The following is a 16,284-nucleotide window of genomic DNA, read 5'->3' as shown; positions in this document are numbered from 1 at the left end:
GCGCAACGCCATCCGGGCTTTTTCTATTCGAGCGATCAATCTTACTTTGTCAGCGGCCGCAGGATCTTCGTCAGAGCGTCGTGGACGAACTCGTTGCCGGCAACGACGTTGCCGGTCGTCAGCACATCACCGCCATTGATATCGCCGACAGTGCCGCCGGCTTCCTTGATCAGGATCAGGCCCGCAGCGACGTCCCAAGGCTGCAGGTTGCGCTCCCAATAGCCATCGAGGCGACCGGCTGCCACGAAAGCCAGATCGAGCGAGGCCGCGCCGAAGCGGCGCAGGCCCGCGACCTTTGGCTGCAACGCGGCCATTTCGTTGCGTGACAATTCGAAGTCGCCGCGGCCGATATGCGGCAGGCCGCAGGCGATGACGCATTCGTTGAGCTGCTTGCGGCCGGCGACGCGCAGGCGGGTGTCGTTGAGGAACGCGCCCGAGCCCTTCTCGGCCATATAGAGCTCGTCATTTGCCGGATTGTAGATCAGGCCGGCAATCACCTGACCTTCGCGCGCCAGACCGATCGAGACTGCGAATTGCGGGATGCCGTGCAGGAAGTTGGTGGTGCCATCGAGCGGATCGACGATCCAGGTATGGCTCTTGTCAGTGCCGTCGCGGTTGCCGCCTTCTTCGCCGAGGAAGCCATAGCCCGGGCGGGCCTTGTTGAGGTCCGTATAGAGCATCTCCTCGGCCCGCTTGTCGGCGAGCGAGACGAAGTTGGCCGGGCCCTTCATCGAGACTTGCAGGTTCTCGATCTCGCCGAGGTCGCGCTTCAGGCTGCGGCCGGCGCGGCGCGCGGCTTTCACCATCACGTTCATAAGGGCTGAATTGATCATGCGTTCGTCTCACGACGACCTGACGGCAGGTCTGATTGGGGGTTGCTGGGGCGATGGGTGCCCTGCGGGCGGCATCCCGTCAAGGCAAGATCGCTTCAGGGGTCATTTCTGGGTCGTGCCCAGCCACTTCTTGGCGGCTTCCTGGGCCTTGGTCTTTTCCTCGGGGGTGGCCTGGGCCAGAAGCTCGTCGAGCATCAGGTCCCCCTTTCCGGCGGTTTTGGCGACGATGTGCCATTTCAGACCTTCCAGCCGGTCGTCTGTATTGATGCGGAGCGCCAGCACCCGGGCGAGGCGGTTCTGGGCGATCGGGCTGTTCTGTTTGGAGGCCTTACGAAGCAGGGCGATGGCCGCAGCCTCGTTCTTGGGGGTTCCCGTGCCGTTATAGAGCGCAATGGCGTATTCGACCTCGGCGTCGACATTGTCGGCCAGGGATGCCGCCTGGAGCAGGCGGACCGCCTTGTCGATGCTTTTCTCGACGCCGGTGCCTTCCTTGTAGAACGTCGCCAGCGCGTATTGCGCTTCGGGGTTACCGGCATCGGCGGCGACGCGGAGCAATTCGGCCGAACGCTTGACGTCCTGCGGCAGCGTCTGTCCATCGAGATAGAGCAGCGCCAGATTGTAGGCAGCCTTCGGATTACCGAGCTTGGCGGAGGATGCCAGCAGTTTCACGGCCTCATCGCGTTTGCCGACATTGCCGCGATCCGACAGTCGCAGCATCGCCAGCGCGAACATGGCCTCGCGGTCGCCGCGCTCCGACGCGCGCTGATACCATTCTGCAGCTTTCGCATAATCGCGCTTGACGCCCAATGCATTGGCATAGAGTTCACCAAGCATGGTCATCGCCTTCGGGTCGTTGTTCTCCTGCGCGCGCTTGCTGGCGAGGTCGAAAGCGGTCTTGTACTGACCGCGCTGATAGGCGCCATAGACCAGATCGGCATTGGGGTCGGTTGGTGTAGCTTCTGCAGGCTGCGCGGGCTTTTCAGCAGGCGGCGTAGGAGCTTTCTTCGCTGCTGTCGGCGCTTTCGCCGGTGCCGGCGCCTTTTTTGGCGCTGCCTTGCTTGCAGCCGGTGGCGGCGTTTGCACCCCCGGCGGTGTCAGCGAAATCTGCGCGGTCGCGCTGGCTGCCCAGGTCAGGCAGCCGGCAATTACAGTGAGGGAACGCAGAATTTTCATTCCGGCGTTATTCCTGTTCGACCTTGGACTGCCCCGAGACGAGCGTCGCGTATCCCTGCTGGATTGCCTTCTCTGCGTCCATCAAGGCTGCAGCAGCGCCGCGCGCGTCGTTCCAGATGACGTCGCCGACCAGCACGAAGTCAGCGCCGGCAGCTGCGAATTCCCTGGCCTCATCGAGCGTTGTGGCAAAGCCTACGCAAGGCGGTTCGAACAATTCGGCCCACCACTGAAGGCGCTCGACAATGGCGTCAGCCGATGGGCGCTGGCCGTTCGGGTCGGGTTCGCCGAACAACACGTAATCGGCGCCGGCCTCGCCCGCTGCCATCGCATTATGGCGCGTCGACAATCCGCCGCAGCCTGCAATGCGATCAGGCTTCAGCGAGGGGAGTGCATCCTGCAGGGGAGCGAGACCGGGCAGATGCGCGCCATCGGCGCCGCCGCGTGCGACGAGCTCGACATTGCCTTCGACCAGCATCGCGGCGCCGTTGGTCTGGATGACAGGCGCTAGCGCCTTGATGCGCGTGATCATGGTGCGCTGGTCGGTCGTCGCCAGTCGCACCAGGACGGCAGCGACATCTGCTTTCTCAAGAAGAGCAGGCAGGTTTGCGGCCAGCGCTGACGGATCCTCGACGACGGGAGTCGCGAGATAGAGGCGCGGCATCGGCGGCGGCGGGACGGGTTTGGAAGCCAAGATTATAGCGCCTTCTGTTCTTGATCAGTCGTCCACTCGCCCTTGCTGGCGAGTGAATTCATGTGTGCACGATGGGTGAAGGCCTGCTGACCGGCTGGCACATTGTTGGCTTTGCCGGACCATGCCTTTTGCGGCGCTGCCTGAAGCGCGCGGCCATAGGAGAATGTCAGTGGCCAGGGCAGGCTACCGATCCTGTTCATGGCGTCGAGATGCGCGGTCGCATCTTCGTCAGATTGGCCGCCGGAGAGGAATGCGATGCCGGGCACCGATGCGGGCACGCAGTTCTTCAGCATGCGCACGGTCTTCTCGGCCACTTCAGTCACACCAGCCTGCGTCTTCGACTTCTTGCCCGAGACGGCCATGTTCGGCTTCAGGATCATGCCCTCCAGCGCGACCCGCTGGACTCGCAATTCCTGGAACGTCTTGTTGAGCACGCGTTGCGTCACCTCGACGCAGCGGTCGATGTCGTGATCGCCGTCCATCAGCACTTCGGGCTCGACGATCGGGACGATCTGAGCTGCTTGGCATAGTGCTGCATAGCGGGCGAGCGCGTGCGCGTTGACGGAGATTGCGGTCATCGAGGGAATCCCGGCACCGATATCGATCACCGCGCGCCACTTTGCGAAGCGCGCGCCGCGCGCGTAATATTTGGCAAGACGCTCGGCGAGCTTGTCGAGGCCCGCTGTGACGAGCTCACCGGGACAGTTCGGCAAGGCCTGCGTGCCCTCATCGACCTTGATGCCGGGAATGGCGCCGGCTTCCTCGATAAGCCGCACCAGCGGCGTGCCATCCTTGGCGTTTTGCCAGATGGTCTCGTCGTAGAGGATCACGCCGGAAATGTAGCTGCTCATCGCCTCGCGCGAGCGAAACAGCATTTCACGATAATCGCGGCGGTTGTCCTCCGTCGACTCGACGCTGATCGCATCGAAGCGCTTCTTGATGGTGCCTGACGATTCATCTGCGGCAAGCAAGCCCTTGCCCGGCGCGGTCATGGCGCGGGCGATTTTGTTGAGTTCGGCGAGATTCATGGGCATGTCCTGAGCGGGCTAGTCCTGCAGGTCAATCTAGACCGTTCTCGGGCAAAATCCGAGCATCTGGCCGGCCAATGAGCCCGTCCGCATCCGATTCCGGCAAAAATTCAGCCTGCCATAGGCTGTATGGCAGGCTGAAACACAGTCAATTGGCAGTTTGGGCTCAGGCGATCTTCGCGTTCAGCTCGCCCGATGCGTAACGCTTGGCCATTTCGGCCGTGGTCAGCACCTTTTTGATCTTGCTGGCCTGGCCGGCGGTATTGAATTCCTGCAGGCGCTGCTTGCAGAGCTTCACCATCGCTTCCATCGCCGGCTTCAGATATTTGCGCGGGTCGAATTCGCTGGGGTTCTCGCTCAGCACCTTGCGGATCTGGCCGGTCATGGCCATCCGGTTGTCGGTGTCGATGTTGATCTTGCGGACGCCGTGCTTGATGCCGCGCTGGATTTCCGACACCGGGACGCCCCAGGTCGGCTTCATCTGGCCGCCGAACTTGTTGATGATGTCCTGCAGGTCCTGCGGGACCGAGGACGAGCCGTGCATCACCAGATGGGTGTTCGGCAGCTTGCGGTGGATTTCCTCGATCACGTTCATGGCGAGAATATCGCCGTCCGGCTTGCGGGTGAACTTGTAGGCGCCGTGCGAAGTGCCCATGGCAATCGCCAGCGCGTCGACCTGAGTTTCTTTGACGAACTTCACGGCCTCATCGGGATTGGTCAGCAACTGGTCATGGCTGAGCTGGCCTTCGGCGCCGTGGCCGTCTTCGGCTTCGCCCATGCCGCTCTCCAGCGAGCCGAGCACGCCGAGCTCGCCTTCCACCGAGATGCCGCCGAGATGCGCCATATCAGTGACGGTCTTGGTTACACCGACATTGTAGTCCCAGTCCGCCGCCGTCTTACCGTCCGCTTTCAGCGAACCGTCCATCATCACCGAGGTGAATCCGGCCTGGATTGCGGTCATGCAGGTTGCAGCTTCGTTGCCGTGATCAAGATGCACGCAGACGGGAATGTGCGGATAGATTTCGGTGACCGCGTCCATCATGTGCTTGAGCATGATGTCGTTGGCGTAGGAGCGGGCGCCGCGCGAGGCCTGGATGATGACCGGTGCATCGACACCCGATGCGGCTTCCATGATCGCCAGCGCCTGTTCCATATTGTTGATATTGAAGGCCGGCACTCCGTAATCGTGTTCTGCCGCGTGATCGAGCAGTTGACGCAACGTAATACGGGCCATGCAGGAAGCTCCTTGTAAATTGGGACAGGCGCAAACGCCGCGCCGAGGGATATATGGCTCTTAGCGCGAGGAGACGGCGAATCCAAGACGCCATCAGTCGCGCATACAGCCAACGTTAATCGCCACGATGGCCCAGCGTTCCAGCTAATGGAATTCCCGGTAACTAATGTTCGCGAGCTTCGAGTGCCGCGACGTGCTCTTCCACTTCAGTCACCCGCTCGTCGAAATCGTCAGCAGTCGCACGCATCATCACGAGCATGCCGGCAGCGTCCCGACGCTGCTTACGGCTTATTTCTTCCAGCCGATCAAGACGCTGTTCAACCGAGCTACGAAACGACGAAATATCATCGCGGATCGCGATGAGGATGTCCGTCGTGATGTTGATCGGTTCGTCTGCCATAGCAGGAACATACCATAAACATTGCGGCGCCCACAAGTCTTGCGGGCAAAAATGTACCGCTGCTACTTCTTCAATACTTCCACGCCCGGCAGCGGCTTGCCTTCCATCCATTCGAGGAAGGCGCCGCCGGCGGTCGAGATGTAGGAGAAGTCATCGGCGACGCCGGCGTGATTGAGCGCGGCCACCGTGTCGCCGCCGCCGGCTACTGAAATCAGCTTCTTCGCCTTGGTGCGCGCCGCGGCGTGTTTGGCGCCGGCAACCGTGCCGCGATCGAACGGCGTCATTTCAAACGCGCCGACCGGACCGTTCCAGACCAGCGTGGCGGCATCGTCGATGGCCGAGTTGATGCGTTCGATCGACTGCGGACCAACGTCGAGGATCATGCCCTCATCTGGGATCGCATCAAGGCCGTAGGCGTGAGACGGGGTATTGGCGGCGAAGTGGAATGCGACGATGGCGTCCACCGGCAGGATGATGGCGCAGCCCGACGCTTCAGCTTTGTCGATGATCCGCAGCGCGGTGGCGGCAAGATCTTTCTCGCACAGCGACTTGCCGACCTTGACACCCTGCGCATGCAGGAAGGTGTTGGCCATGCCGCCACCGATCACGAGCGCATCGACCTTGGTGACGAGATTTTCGAGGAGATCGATCTTCGACGAGACCTTGGCGCCGCCGACGATGGCGATCACCGGTTTGGTCGGCGCGTCCAGCGCCTTGCCGAGGGCGTCCAACTCGGCCTGCATGGTGCGGCCGGCATAGGCGGGCAGCTTGTGGCCGAGGCCTTCGGTGGAGGCGTGGGCGCGATGTGCAGCCGAGAATGCATCATTGACCCAGATATCGCCAAGCTTGGCGAGTTCGGCGACGAAAGCCGGATCGTTCTTCTCCTCAGCGGAATGGAAGCGCGTGTTCTCGAGGCAGAGAATGTCGCCGTCCTTCATGGCGCCAACGGCCTTGGCTGCGACGTCGCCGACGCAGTCGTCGGCAAAGGCGACCGGCTTCTTGATCACATCGGCAAGTGCCGTAGCAACGGGCTTCAGTGAGTTCTTGTCGTCGCGGCCCTTGGGGCGGCCGAAATGCGCCAGCAGGATGACCTTGCCGCCCTTGTCGGAAATTTCGGTGATGGTCGGCGCGATGCGTTCAAGCCGCGTTGCGTCGGTAACCTTGCCACCATCCATGGGTACGTTGAGATCGACGCGCACGAGAACGCGCTTGGACTTCACATCGACGTCGTCGAGGGTGCGAAATGTTGCCATGCGAGATTGGGCCGTTCTTGAAGTTTAAGGTTGCTCGCCCGGATAGCTCGGCGGTGTACTTTCAGGGTCAGTATTCACCGTCGCGCCTTGGCGGAGCGCGAAAACGATAAAGGCAACGAAAAGGATGCCGACTGGAATAACAATCCACCACGGAAGTGCCATTCCAGTCTCCTGTTCGTTGCCAAGTATATTTTAGAGCAGCTTGCCCATCGCGACGGCGGTATCGGCCATGCGGTTGGAGAAGCCCCACTCGTTGTCGTACCAGGAGAGCACGCGCACCAGCGTGCCGTTCTGCACCTTGGTCTGGTCGAAGGCGAAGGTCGACGAATGCGGATCGTGATTGAAGTCGATCGACACGTTCGGGTGCGAAGTGGTGCCGAGCACGCCCTTCAGCTCGCCGGCCGCAGCCTTCTTGATCGCTTCGTTGATCTCTTCCTTGGTGGTGCTCCTCTTGGCGATGATCTTGAGATCGACCACCGAGACGTTCGGGGTCGGCACGCGGATCGAAACGCCATCGAGCTTGCCGGCCAGTTCGGGCATCACAAGGCCGATGGCCTTCGCGGCGCCGGTCGAGGTCGGAATCATCGACATCGCAGCGGCGCGGCCGCGATAGAGATCGCTATGCAGCGTGTCCAGCGTCGGCTGGTCGCCGGTGTAAGCGTGGATCGTGGTCATGAAGCCGGTTTCGATACCGACGGTCTCGTTCAGCACCTTGGCGACAGGCGCCAGGCAGTTGGTGGTGCACGAACCGTTGGAAACGACCAGATGCTCCTTGGTCAGGGTCTTGTGGTTGACGCCGTAGACGATCGTGGCATCAGCACCATCGGACGGAGCCGAAACCAGCACGCGCTTGGCGCCTGCGGTCAGATGCGACGTCGCCTTCGCCTTGGCGCTGAAGATGCCGGTGCATTCGAGCGCGATATCGATGCCGAGATCCTTCCACGGCAGCGTGTTCGGATCGCGCACCGCAGTGACTTTGATCTTGTTGCCGTTGCCGAGCTGGATGCTGTCGCCGTCGACGGTGACGTCGCCGGGGAAGCGGCCATGCACGCTGTCGAAGCGCAGCAGGTGGGCGTTGGTTTCAACCGGCCCCAGATCGTTGATGGCGACGACTTCGATGTCGGTGCGCTTGGACTCGTAGATCGCCCGCAGGACGTTGCGGCCGATGCGGCCAAAACCGTTGATCGAAACCCGGACTGCCATTCAACTTCTCCCTTTTATTAGGCTCAAACCTCGCGTGAGGGCCTTCATATAGTGACGTGTGACGGGCGTTTCATGCCCTGAATGGAACGCTGGTGCAATGTGTCAAATTTACCAGCGTTCCGATAGAGTTAAGCCGCGTTGTGCTTGCTGGTTGCAGCCTCGACCACGGCCTCGGCCGTGATGCCGAACAGCTTGTAAAGCTCCTTGGCTGGCGCGCTCGAGCCGAAGCCCTTCATGCCGATGAAGGTGCCGTCGTGTCCGATCACGGCATCCCAGCCGAACCGGACCGCGGCTTCGACGGCGATCTTGATCGGCGCGTCGCCAATGATCGCCTTCTGGCGCTCTTCAGGCTGCTCCAGCAGTAGTTCGAGCGAGGGGACCGATACGACCCGCGTCGCGATGCCCTTGTCGGCCAGTTGCTTCTGCGCAGCGACTGCGATCTCGACTTCCGAACCCGAGGCGAAGATCGACACGGCGGCTTTGCCCTTGGCCGCGATCAACTCATAGCCGCCAGCGGCGCAAAGATTGTCGTCGTGATGGGTGGTGCGCACCGGCGTCAGGTTCTGGCGCGACAGGGCCAGCATGGTTGGGCCGTTGGTCTTCTCCATGGCGAGCTGCCAGCATTCGGCAGTCTCGACCGTGTCCGCGGGGCGGAACACGCGCATGTTCGGCATCGCGCGCATCGCCGCCAGATGCTCCACCGGCTGATGGGTCGGGCCGTCTTCGCCAAGGCCGATCGAGTCGTGGGTCATGATGTAGATGACCGGGATCTGCGCCAGCGCCGAGATGCGCATCGCCGGTCGCGCATAGTCGGTGAAGCACATGAAGGTCGCGCCGGCCGGGATGAAGCCGCCATGCAGCGCGATGCCGTTCATGGCTGCGGCCATGCCCATTTCGCGAATGCCGTAGTGAATGTAGCGACCCTTGAATTCGCCGGGCTTCACTTCGATGGCGCCCTTGGTGCGGGTGTTGTTCGATGGCGTGAGATCGGCTGAACCGATCACCATTTCCGGCACGACCTGCACCAGCGCTTCGAGCGCGAGTTCGCTCGCCTTGCGGGTCGCGACGGTCTGCGGCTCGGCGATCAGCTTCTTCTTCAGCGTGAGGATCGCGTCCGCTATGGCTGTCGGTCGAACGTGATCGTTGCGGCGGGTGAATTCGCTGCGCTTGTCGTCCGGAAGGGCATCAAAACGCTTCTGCCAGTCCGCGTGCGCCGATGCGCCCTGCTTGCCGGCATTGCGCCAGGCCTGCAGGATATCATCGGGCACCTCGAACGGGCCGTAATTCCAGTCCAGTGCCTTCTTGGCGCCTGCGAGTTCTTCCGCGCCGAGCGGTTCGCCGTGGGCCTTCGAGGTACCGGCGCGGGTTGGTGCGCCAAAGCCAATCTTGGTCTTGCAGGCGATCATCGATGGGCGGTCGGACGCCTGCGCTTGCTTGATCGCAGCGGCGATGGCGACCTGGTCGTGGCCATCGACATGCACGGCATTCCAGCCATGGGCCTTGAAGCGTGCGACCTGGTCGACGCTGTCGGCAAGCGACAGCGGACCGTCGATGGAAATCCCGTTGTCGTCATAAAGGAAGATCAGCTTCGACAGCTTGAGATGACCGGCCATGGCCAGAGCTTCGTGGCTGACACCTTCCATCAGGTCACCATCGGAGCACAGCACGTAAGTGTAGTGATCGACGATATCGCCGTATTCGGCGGCCAGCATGCGCTCGGCGAGCGCGAAGCCAACGGAGGTGGCGATGCCCTGACCGAGCGGGCCGGTCGTGGTCTCGACGCCCGACGTGTGGAAATTCTCGGGATGGCCGGGGGTCTTCGAATGCAGCTGACGGAAGTTCTTCAGCTGGTCGAGCGTCATCTCCTTGTTGCCCGTCAGATAGAGCAGGGCATAGAGCAGCATCGAGCCGTGGCCGGCCGAGAGGATGAAGCGATCGCGATCCGGCCACTTCGGATCGGCCGCGTCAAATTTAAGGAACTGTGTGAACAGCACGGTGGCGACGTCGGCGGCGCCCATCGGCAGCCCAGGGTGACCGGATTTGGCCTTTTCCACGCCGTCCATGGCGAGGGCACGAATCGCGTTGGCCATTTTCGAGTGATCAACCTGCGCCATGTCGGTTTCCGTCTAAATTGAAGGGAATGGAATATTCTGCGTCCGCAAGAGGGGCGGTCTGCAGCGAGATGTTGGGATCGCTTTGGAGAAACTGGTGGATAGCATCTGGGTTCCTGGGAGTCCAAGGTCTCCCGGACAGTTCTGGTCTGTGGATATCTACCGGCGGTTTTTGTCGGCTTTGCGGTGCATAGCTTTTAAGCTTTGTTGCGTCCGGCTCGCTTGCAACCTAAGTTTCAGGGCCTAAAGGCTTGCGGAGCCGTGGTTTTTGAGCTCCCGTCGCATCACACCCAAGGTCCCGCGTAACCCAGTATGATCGAACGACCCGCCCATCTCACAGCCTCCGATCCCGCCAATGGCGGTGCGGCCGAGATCGACTCTGCCACGCGGCGGTTGATGGCAGCGCTGGATGCTCTGGAAAGTGCGGTCGAGCGCCGCCGTGAGGCGGATCGCGACGAGGATGAGCTGGCCACCCGCATTCAGGCGCTTGGCGCCGACCGGTCCCGGCTGGCGGATGAGCTTGATGGCACGCTGGTGAAATCGCGCCGGCTGGAGCGCGCCAATCGCGACATCGCCGACAAGCTCGACACCGCCATCGGCACCATCCGCGCGGTGCTGGCGACTGACAACGCGCATGAGTAAAGCGAGATGAGCCACGTCAACGTTACAATCAATGGCCGGCAATATCGCATGGCCTGCGAGGAGGGGCAGGAGACCCGCCTGCTGCGGCTGGCGGAAAGTCTTGAATCCCGCGTCGAAAACCTGCGTGGCAAATTCGGTGAGATCGGCGATGCGCGGCTGACGGTGATGGCGGCGCTGACCATTGCCGACGAACTGGTCGATGCCAATCAGCAGATCCGTGCCCTGCAGGAAGAACTCGCCGCATTGCGCGATGTGCGCGTTGTCGCCGCAGATCGCGCACGGGCGACGCAGACGGCGGTTGCCGCGGCCCTGAATGCTGCGGCAGAGCGGATCGAGAAGACCACCCAGGTGCTCAACCGCACCATCGGCGGCGGCGTTGCTATTGGATAACGCAGGCTTTGATGCCAAGCGGGCACTGGCGCATCCGTCTCATAACCCCTACATTGCTCAGGCGAGGCTGCGTCGCGCGTCAGGAGCCATATATCCCCGGGGCCTTATCGATCCTTCAGGGAACTGTCCCTGACCAGGTCCGTGGACCTGGTCACATGGTGCCCACCTACTTTCGTAGGTGCTCCGGGATCGAGTGCTTCAACGGCCATCGTGGCTTCGCACTTTTACTTTTTTGATGGCTGTGGCCCTTGCATGGCGTTTGCCGTGCAATCTTGGCCTCGCTCGCCAAAGATGATCGCGAAGACCGGTCCTGCGCTTCCGCAGGCTCTGCGGACAGCATATCGTGCGGCATGTCCGACACGCCGCCCACTCCGACAAAGATTGAACTCCGCATAGCCGCGCTGGCACGCCGCACGGCGCTGAGCGAGGCCGAACGGTCGGCAGCCGCACAAGCCGTCGCAGCGCGTGGGCTGCCTTTCCCGGTCAGGGCCGGCGACATCGTCGCCGGCTATTCTCCCATCCGCAGCGAGATCGATCCGATCCCGCTGATGCAGCATCTCGCCGCCCAGGGTGCGCAACTGGCGCTCCCTGTGATCATCGCCCGTGACGAGCCCCTGATGTTCCGGATCTGGAGCCCGAACGATGCGCTGGTGCGCGGTTCACTGGGCATTCCGGAACCAGCACCGGAAGCGCCACCACTGATTCCCGATATCCTGCTGGTACCACTCGCGGCATTCGACCGCGCCGGCCACCGCATTGGCTATGGCGCGGGGCATTACGATCGCACCTTCGCGCAACTGCACGCCATCAAGCCATTTATCGCCGTGGGCGTGGCCTTCGACACCCAGGAAATCGAGGCCATTCCCATGCAACCGCACGACGTGGCGCTGGATTATGTGCTAACCGAGACCCGGACGATCGATTTTCGGAGCATCTGACTTGCGTATTCTCTTCATCGGCGACGTGGTCGGCAAAACCGGCCGCGTGGTGATCCTCGAAAAACTGCCGGGTCTGATCCGCGACTGGAAGCTCGATCTTGTCATCATCAATGGCGAGAACGCCGCCGGCGGCTTCGGTATCACCGAGACGATCTATAATGATCTTGTCGACGCCGGCGCCGATGCGGTGACCCTCGGCAATCACGCCTGGAATCAGAAAGAGGCGCTGGTGTTCATCGAACGCGCGCCGCGTCTGATCCGTCCGTTGAACTTCCCGCGCCACACCCCCGGCCGCGGTTCTGCGCTGATCGATGCCAAGAACGGTGCGCGTGCGCTGGTAATCAACGCCATGGGCCGCGTCTTCATGGAGCCACTCAACGATCCGTTCAGCGCTGTCGGCAAGGAGATCGATGCCTGTCCGCTGGTGGAAGCTGCAGACGCCATCGTGGTGGATTTCCATGGCGAAGCCTCGAGCGAAAAGCAGGGCATGGGTTACTTCTGCGATGGCCGCGTGAGCCTCGTCGTCGGCACGCATACGCATGTGCCGACCGCCGATCATCAAATCCTGTCCGGCGGCACAGCTTACATGACCGATGCAGGCATGACCGGCGACTATGATTCCGTGATTGGCATGCAGAAGGAAGAGCCTGTCAGGCGCTTCACGACCGGCATTCCCTCCGGCCGTTTCGAGCCCGCCTTCGGCCCGGCGACCTTGTCGGGCGTTGCGGTCGAAACCGATGACAAGACGGGGCTTGCCTCACGCATCGCGCCGGTGCGGCTCGGTGGTCGGCTGTCGCAGGCGGTGCCTGAGTTCTGGCTGACCTAGTTCGGCCTACTGCTCCGTCTGCTTGCGCAAATCCGCGACATCGCTTGCCGTGATCTGCGATCCCTTGCTGCCGAAGCGCGCGGTCACGTAATTCGCGACAGCCGCGATCTCCGTATCTGAATGGCTCTTGCCGAAAGCTGGCATCGACAGCGCGCCTTGCGGCGTATGCCGCTTGGTGCCGGAGATCACGATCTGCGCCACGTTCGTCGCGCCGGGATCGTTAACGGCCCACGCGCCAGTCAGCGTGGCCATGGGCGAGAGTGCGCTCTCGCCTGTCCAGCCATGGCAGCTCACGCAGGCGCCCTGGAAGACCGTCTTGCCAAGCGCGTTCGCCGTCATGCCGTCCCTGTGCGAGGGCGGTGCGGGTGGCGCGAGTTTCGCGGGCAGATCAGGTGAGGGCACCGCCGGCACCGTGCGCAGGAATGCGACCATCGCCTTGATATCCGTCGGCGCCATCTTGCTGAAACTGTGGTCCACCGCTTCGCCCATCGGCCCCGACGCGGTGCCGTGACCCTTGGCATGCCCGATCGACAGATAGGAAACGACATCGTCGTCGCTCCAGCTGCCAAGGCCTGTCGTCTTGTCCGAGGTGATATTGAAGGCCCGCCATCCGGCGGTCAGGGCGCCAGCAAATTTCTTGCGGTTGTCGAGCGCGAAGCCGAGATTGCGCGGGGTATGGCATTCGCCGCAATGCGCCAGCGCCTCGACGAGATAGGCGCCCCTGTTCCATTCCGGGCTTTGCGACCTATCGGGTTTGAAGCGCGTATCGGGATTGAACAATGCCGACCAGAACGTCATTGCCCAGCGCTGATTGAACGGAAAGGCAAGCGTATTCTCAGGCGGTGCTGCGCGCACCGGTGCGAGGCTGAACAGATAGGCCTTGACCGCGAGCGTGTCCGCATCGGTCATGTAAGTGTAGGACGTATAGGGCATCGCGGGATAGAGCCGGGCGCCGTCGTGGCGCTTGCCGCTTCGAACGGCGTCGAGAAACTGCTGATCGGTGTAGTTGCCGATGCCTGTCTCTTTGTCCGGTGTGATGTTGGTCGAGTAAAGCGTGCCGAACGGCAGCTTGAATGCGAAGCCGCCGGCATATTCCTTGCCCCCGGGCGCAGTGTGGCAGACCATGCAATCCGCCGCACGCGCAAGATATTCGCCGCGCTCGATCAGGCTGGCGTTGGCCATGTTGGCGGGAACGCCCGTGGGATTGGGACCCTTGTAATCGGCCAGCGCCACCTTCGGGCCGCCCGAGAAGGCCATCGGTCCGGGACCGCGAACATAGAGCGCGGCGCCGGCTGCAGCCACGACACCGATCACAATGACGCTGCCGAGAATGCGACGTGCGGCGGGCGTCATGACTTCTTCCTTTCGGCGATCGCATCGCGGTCGATCGGCATCCTCCGCAGCGCAACGTCAGTCGCAGCATAAATTGCATTGCGCAGTGCCGGCGGTCCGCCGATCACGCCGCACTCGCCTATGCCGCCGGGCGCTTCGCCGCTCTTGATGAGGTGGACATTGATTTTCGGCATCTGGTCGATCCGAAGCATGCGGTAGTCATGGAAATTGGACTGCTGCACGCGCCCCTTCTCGATGGTGATGTCGCCATAGAGCGCGGCGGTGAGGCCGAACACGATGCCGCCTTCGATCTGCGCCACGATGGTGTCGGGATTGACAGCGATGCCGGTGTCGACCGCCACGTTGACCTGACGCAGACGGATCTCGCCCTGAGAATCCACCTCCGCTTCGACCACAGTCGCGATCGAAGTATCGAAGGTGGGCTGGATGCTCACGCCGCGTCCGACGCGCGCTGGCAGCGGCTGACCCCAGTTGGCCTTCTCCGCCGCGAGATTGAGGGCCGCCAGCATCCGTGGTGCCTTGCCGAGCAATTCACGCCGGAACACGACGGGATCCTTGCCGGCCTTGCGAGCGAGCTCATCCATGAAGCTCTCGATCGCGAACACGTTATTGTTCGGGCCGACGCCGCGCCAGAAGCCGGTCGGCACCGCCGGTGGTTCGACACGGACATATTCACACTGGAAATGCGGGAAGTCGTAGGGCTGGTCCGCGGCACTATCGATGGCGTCGATGTCAATGCCCTTCTGGAACGCAGGCGGCAGCCAACGCGCGATCACGGCCGAGCCTGCGATCTTGTACTTGAAGCCGACCACTTTGCCGTTGGACAGTGTCGCCGAAATGTTGTCGCGATAGACGGGGCGATAAATGTCGTGCTGGATGTCCTCTTCGCGGGTCCACACCACCTTGACCGGTCCATTGACCTGTTTGGCGATGCGCACCGCCGCCACGACCATGTCGGGCTCAAGCCTGCGGCCGAAGCCGCCGCCAATCATGTGCTGATTTACTGTGACCTTGTCGATCGGCAGGCCCGCGGCCTTGGCGGCTTCGGATTGCACCCGCGACATGATCTGCGTGCCCGTCCAGACCTCGCAGGAATCACCCTTGAAGTGCACCGTGCAATTCAAGGGCTCCATGGTCGCGTGCGCAAGGAACGGCATCTCGTAGGACGCGTCGATCCGTTCGCCGGTCGCGAGACCCTTGGCGATGTCGCCGACGGATTTGGCGATTACGCCGTCCGTCTCGCTGGCCGTGCGCAAATGCGCCCAGATGTCCTTCGAACTGATCTTCGCGTTGGGCCCTTCGTCCCAGGTGATGTCGAGTGCTTCGAGCCCAGACTTGGCGGCCCACATGTGGTCGCCGACCACGGCCACGAGGTCGTCGAGCACCACGATCTGCCGCACGCCCGGAATCTTCTTCGCCGTGCGGTCATCGACCTTGGCGAGTTTGCCGCCGAACACCGGGCATTGTGCCAGCGTCGCGAATGTCATGCCCGGTATCATTGCGTCGATACCGTAGATCGTTTTGCCGTTGACCTTGTCCGGTGTATCGAAGCGCTTCAGCGGCTTGCCGATCACCGAGAAGTCTTTCGGGTCCTTGAGCGCGACGTCCTTCGGCGGCGTGAGTTTGCCGGCGGCGTCGCACAACTCGCCATAAGACAGTTTGCGCCCGCTGGCCGTATGCATCACTTGCCCGTTCGACGCCGTGCAGCTCGCAGGTTCGACCTGCCACTGTTCAGCTGCGGCTTGCACCAGCATCGCACGCGCGGTTGCGCCGGCATTGCGTAGAGGTTTCCAGAATGCACGCACCGAAGTCGATCCGCCGGTCGCCTGGATGATGAAAATTGGATTGCCGTAGAGCTTGTCGCTGGGCGGCGCATGTTCCAGCGTGATCTGCGCATAGTCGGCGTCGAGCTCTTCGGCGAGGATCATGGCGATGGCGGTATAGATGCCTTGCCCCATCTCGACTTGCGGCATCACCAGCGTCGTTTTGCCGGTAGTGTCGATGCGGATGAACGCGTTGGGGGCGAATTTGCCCTCCGTTGTATCGGGAGGTTGCGTCGGCTCATTGGCCGCGCGTACCGGAAGCTGGAAGGCGAACATAAAGCCGCCGGCAAAGGCGCCAGCGAGCAGATTGCGCCGTGACAGGCCAGAAGGCTTGTTTGCAGGACTGGTCGCAACAAGCATGTTGTCTGCAAGTTTCATGACCGACT

Annotated in this window: 16 protein-coding genes and 1 other RNA gene; 5 read left to right on the top strand and 12 right to left on the bottom strand. The window is 62.3% G+C overall.

Annotated features, from left to right (window positions below; translation table 11 throughout):
- Positions 1 to 41: 41 nt before the first annotated feature.
- The 10 genes from AC1DUY_RS25990 to tkt all read right to left on the bottom strand — a co-directional run bounded on the left by AC1DUY_RS25990 (position 42) and on the right by tkt (position 9,929).
- The gene (locus tag AC1DUY_RS25990; protein ID WP_439091915.1) at positions 42 to 833 is read right to left on the bottom strand and encodes an inositol monophosphatase family protein; all 792 of its coding nucleotides are present in this window, start codon (positions 831 to 833) and stop codon (positions 42 to 44) included.
- 102 nt (positions 834 to 935) lie between these two features.
- The gene (locus AC1DUY_RS25985) at positions 936 to 2,006 is read right to left on the bottom strand and encodes a tetratricopeptide repeat protein (RefSeq protein ID WP_478118091.1); all 1,071 of its coding nucleotides are present in this window, start codon (positions 2,004 to 2,006) and stop codon (positions 936 to 938) included.
- A 7-nt stretch (positions 2,007 to 2,013) separates the two neighbouring features.
- Positions 2,014 to 2,697: a thiamine phosphate synthase gene (locus AC1DUY_RS25980; protein ID WP_309948444.1), complete on the bottom strand. Its 684-nt coding sequence runs from the start codon at positions 2,695 to 2,697 to the stop codon at positions 2,014 to 2,016.
- Positions 2,698 to 2,699: 2 nt separating this feature from the next.
- A complete protein-coding gene (locus tag AC1DUY_RS25975) occupies positions 2,700 to 3,725 on the bottom strand; it encodes a class I fructose-bisphosphate aldolase (protein WP_478118090.1) in 1,026 nt (341 codons plus the stop codon).
- 166 nt (positions 3,726 to 3,891) lie between these two features.
- The gene (gene fba, locus AC1DUY_RS25970) at positions 3,892 to 4,959 is read right to left on the bottom strand and encodes a class II fructose-bisphosphate aldolase (RefSeq protein WP_315843266.1); all 1,068 of its coding nucleotides are present in this window, start codon (positions 4,957 to 4,959) and stop codon (positions 3,892 to 3,894) included.
- Positions 4,960 to 5,122: 163 nt separating this feature from the next.
- Entirely contained in the window at positions 5,123 to 5,359 is a 237-nt protein-coding gene (locus AC1DUY_RS25965; protein WP_478118089.1) for a hypothetical protein, read from the bottom strand.
- 62 nt (positions 5,360 to 5,421) lie between these two features.
- The gene (locus AC1DUY_RS25960) at positions 5,422 to 6,612 is read right to left on the bottom strand and encodes a phosphoglycerate kinase (RefSeq protein WP_231079730.1); all 1,191 of its coding nucleotides are present in this window, start codon (positions 6,610 to 6,612) and stop codon (positions 5,422 to 5,424) included.
- 24 nt (positions 6,613 to 6,636) lie between these two features.
- Complete coding sequence (locus AC1DUY_RS25955; protein ID WP_231079731.1) at positions 6,637 to 6,774, bottom strand: hypothetical protein; 138 nt, start codon at positions 6,772 to 6,774, stop codon at positions 6,637 to 6,639.
- Positions 6,775 to 6,804: 30 nt separating this feature from the next.
- On the bottom strand, positions 6,805 to 7,815 hold the full coding sequence (gene gap / locus AC1DUY_RS25950; protein WP_092144873.1) for a type I glyceraldehyde-3-phosphate dehydrogenase: 1,011 nt from the start codon (positions 7,813 to 7,815) through the stop codon (positions 6,805 to 6,807).
- Positions 7,816 to 7,943: 128 nt separating this feature from the next.
- Positions 7,944 to 9,929 carry a transketolase gene (gene tkt / locus AC1DUY_RS25945; protein WP_478118086.1) on the bottom strand — a complete coding sequence of 662 codons (1,986 nt, stop codon included), beginning with the start codon at positions 9,927 to 9,929 and terminating at the stop codon, positions 7,944 to 7,946.
- 309 nt (positions 9,930 to 10,238) lie between these two features.
- On the opposite strand from tkt, the gene AC1DUY_RS25940 reads away from it, so the two are divergent.
- The 5 genes from AC1DUY_RS25940 to AC1DUY_RS25920 all read left to right on the top strand — a co-directional run bounded on the left by AC1DUY_RS25940 (position 10,239) and on the right by AC1DUY_RS25920 (position 12,722).
- On the top strand, positions 10,239 to 10,568 hold the full coding sequence (locus AC1DUY_RS25940; RefSeq protein WP_089265387.1) for a DUF4164 domain-containing protein: 330 nt from the start codon (positions 10,239 to 10,241) through the stop codon (positions 10,566 to 10,568).
- A gap of 6 nt (positions 10,569 to 10,574) precedes the next feature.
- Positions 10,575 to 10,958: a cell division protein ZapA gene (locus AC1DUY_RS25935; RefSeq protein WP_068735170.1), complete on the top strand. Its 384-nt coding sequence runs from the start codon at positions 10,575 to 10,577 to the stop codon at positions 10,956 to 10,958.
- 61 nt (positions 10,959 to 11,019) lie between these two features.
- Positions 11,020 to 11,179: non-coding RNA, 6S RNA (gene ssrS / locus AC1DUY_RS25930), on the top strand.
- 129 nt (positions 11,180 to 11,308) lie between these two features.
- Complete coding sequence (locus tag AC1DUY_RS25925; RefSeq protein WP_309948438.1) at positions 11,309 to 11,896, top strand: 5-formyltetrahydrofolate cyclo-ligase; 588 nt, start codon at positions 11,309 to 11,311, stop codon at positions 11,894 to 11,896.
- Position 11,897: 1 nt separating this feature from the next.
- Positions 11,898 to 12,722 carry a TIGR00282 family metallophosphoesterase gene (locus tag AC1DUY_RS25920; RefSeq protein ID WP_309948437.1) on the top strand — a complete coding sequence of 275 codons (825 nt, stop codon included), beginning with the start codon at positions 11,898 to 11,900 and terminating at the stop codon, positions 12,720 to 12,722.
- 6 nt (positions 12,723 to 12,728) lie between these two features.
- Here the strand turns inward: AC1DUY_RS25920 and AC1DUY_RS25915 are convergent, their stop codons facing one another.
- The gene (locus tag AC1DUY_RS25915) at positions 12,729 to 14,075 is read right to left on the bottom strand and encodes a c-type cytochrome (RefSeq protein ID WP_478118083.1); all 1,347 of its coding nucleotides are present in this window, start codon (positions 14,073 to 14,075) and stop codon (positions 12,729 to 12,731) included.
- Complete coding sequence (locus AC1DUY_RS25910) at positions 14,072 to 16,276, bottom strand: xanthine dehydrogenase family protein molybdopterin-binding subunit (RefSeq protein ID WP_439059500.1); 2,205 nt, start codon at positions 16,274 to 16,276, stop codon at positions 14,072 to 14,074. Before AC1DUY_RS25910 ends, AC1DUY_RS25915 begins: the two co-directional genes overlap by 4 nt.
- Positions 16,277 to 16,284 lie beyond the last annotated feature (8 nt).

Source organism: Tardiphaga sp. P4_G1, from assembly GCF_056401215.1.
This window is presented reverse-complemented; position numbering and strand designations above follow the sequence as displayed.

What these genes read in the sequence shown, in the direction of transcription:
- AC1DUY_RS25990 (WP_439091915.1), bottom strand. Translation starts at nt 833, where the DNA reads ATGATCAATTCAGCCCTTATGAACGTGATGGTGAAAGCCGCGCGCCGC.
- AC1DUY_RS25985 (WP_478118091.1), bottom strand. Translation starts at nt 2,006, where the DNA reads ATGAAAATTCTGCGTTCCCTCACTGTAATTGCCGGCTGCCTGACCTGG.
- AC1DUY_RS25975 (WP_478118090.1), bottom strand. Translation starts at nt 3,725, where the DNA reads ATGAATCTCGCCGAACTCAACAAAATCGCCCGCGCCATGACCGCGCCG.
- fba (WP_315843266.1), bottom strand. Translation starts at nt 4,959, where the DNA reads ATGGCCCGTATTACGTTGCGTCAACTGCTCGATCACGCGGCAGAACAC.
- AC1DUY_RS25965 (WP_478118089.1), bottom strand. Translation starts at nt 5,359, where the DNA reads ATGGCAGACGAACCGATCAACATCACGACGGACATCCTCATCGCGATC.
- AC1DUY_RS25960 (WP_231079730.1), bottom strand. Translation starts at nt 6,612, where the DNA reads ATGGCAACATTTCGCACCCTCGACGACGTCGATGTGAAGTCCAAGCGC.
- AC1DUY_RS25955 (WP_231079731.1), bottom strand. Translation starts at nt 6,774, where the DNA reads ATGGCACTTCCGTGGTGGATTGTTATTCCAGTCGGCATCCTTTTCGTT.
- gap (WP_092144873.1), bottom strand. Translation starts at nt 7,815, where the DNA reads ATGGCAGTCCGGGTTTCGATCAACGGTTTTGGCCGCATCGGCCGCAAC.
- tkt (WP_478118086.1), bottom strand. Translation starts at nt 9,929, where the DNA reads ATGGCGCAGGTTGATCACTCGAAAATGGCCAACGCGATTCGTGCCCTC.
- AC1DUY_RS25940 (WP_089265387.1), top strand. Translation starts at nt 10,239, where the DNA reads ATGATCGAACGACCCGCCCATCTCACAGCCTCCGATCCCGCCAATGGC.
- AC1DUY_RS25935 (WP_068735170.1), top strand. Translation starts at nt 10,575, where the DNA reads ATGAGCCACGTCAACGTTACAATCAATGGCCGGCAATATCGCATGGCC.
- AC1DUY_RS25925 (WP_309948438.1), top strand. Translation starts at nt 11,309, where the DNA reads ATGTCCGACACGCCGCCCACTCCGACAAAGATTGAACTCCGCATAGCC.
- AC1DUY_RS25915 (WP_478118083.1), bottom strand. Translation starts at nt 14,075, where the DNA reads ATGACGCCCGCCGCACGTCGCATTCTCGGCAGCGTCATTGTGATCGGT.
- AC1DUY_RS25910 (WP_439059500.1), bottom strand. Translation starts at nt 16,276, where the DNA reads ATGAAACTTGCAGACAACATGCTTGTTGCGACCAGTCCTGCAAACAAG.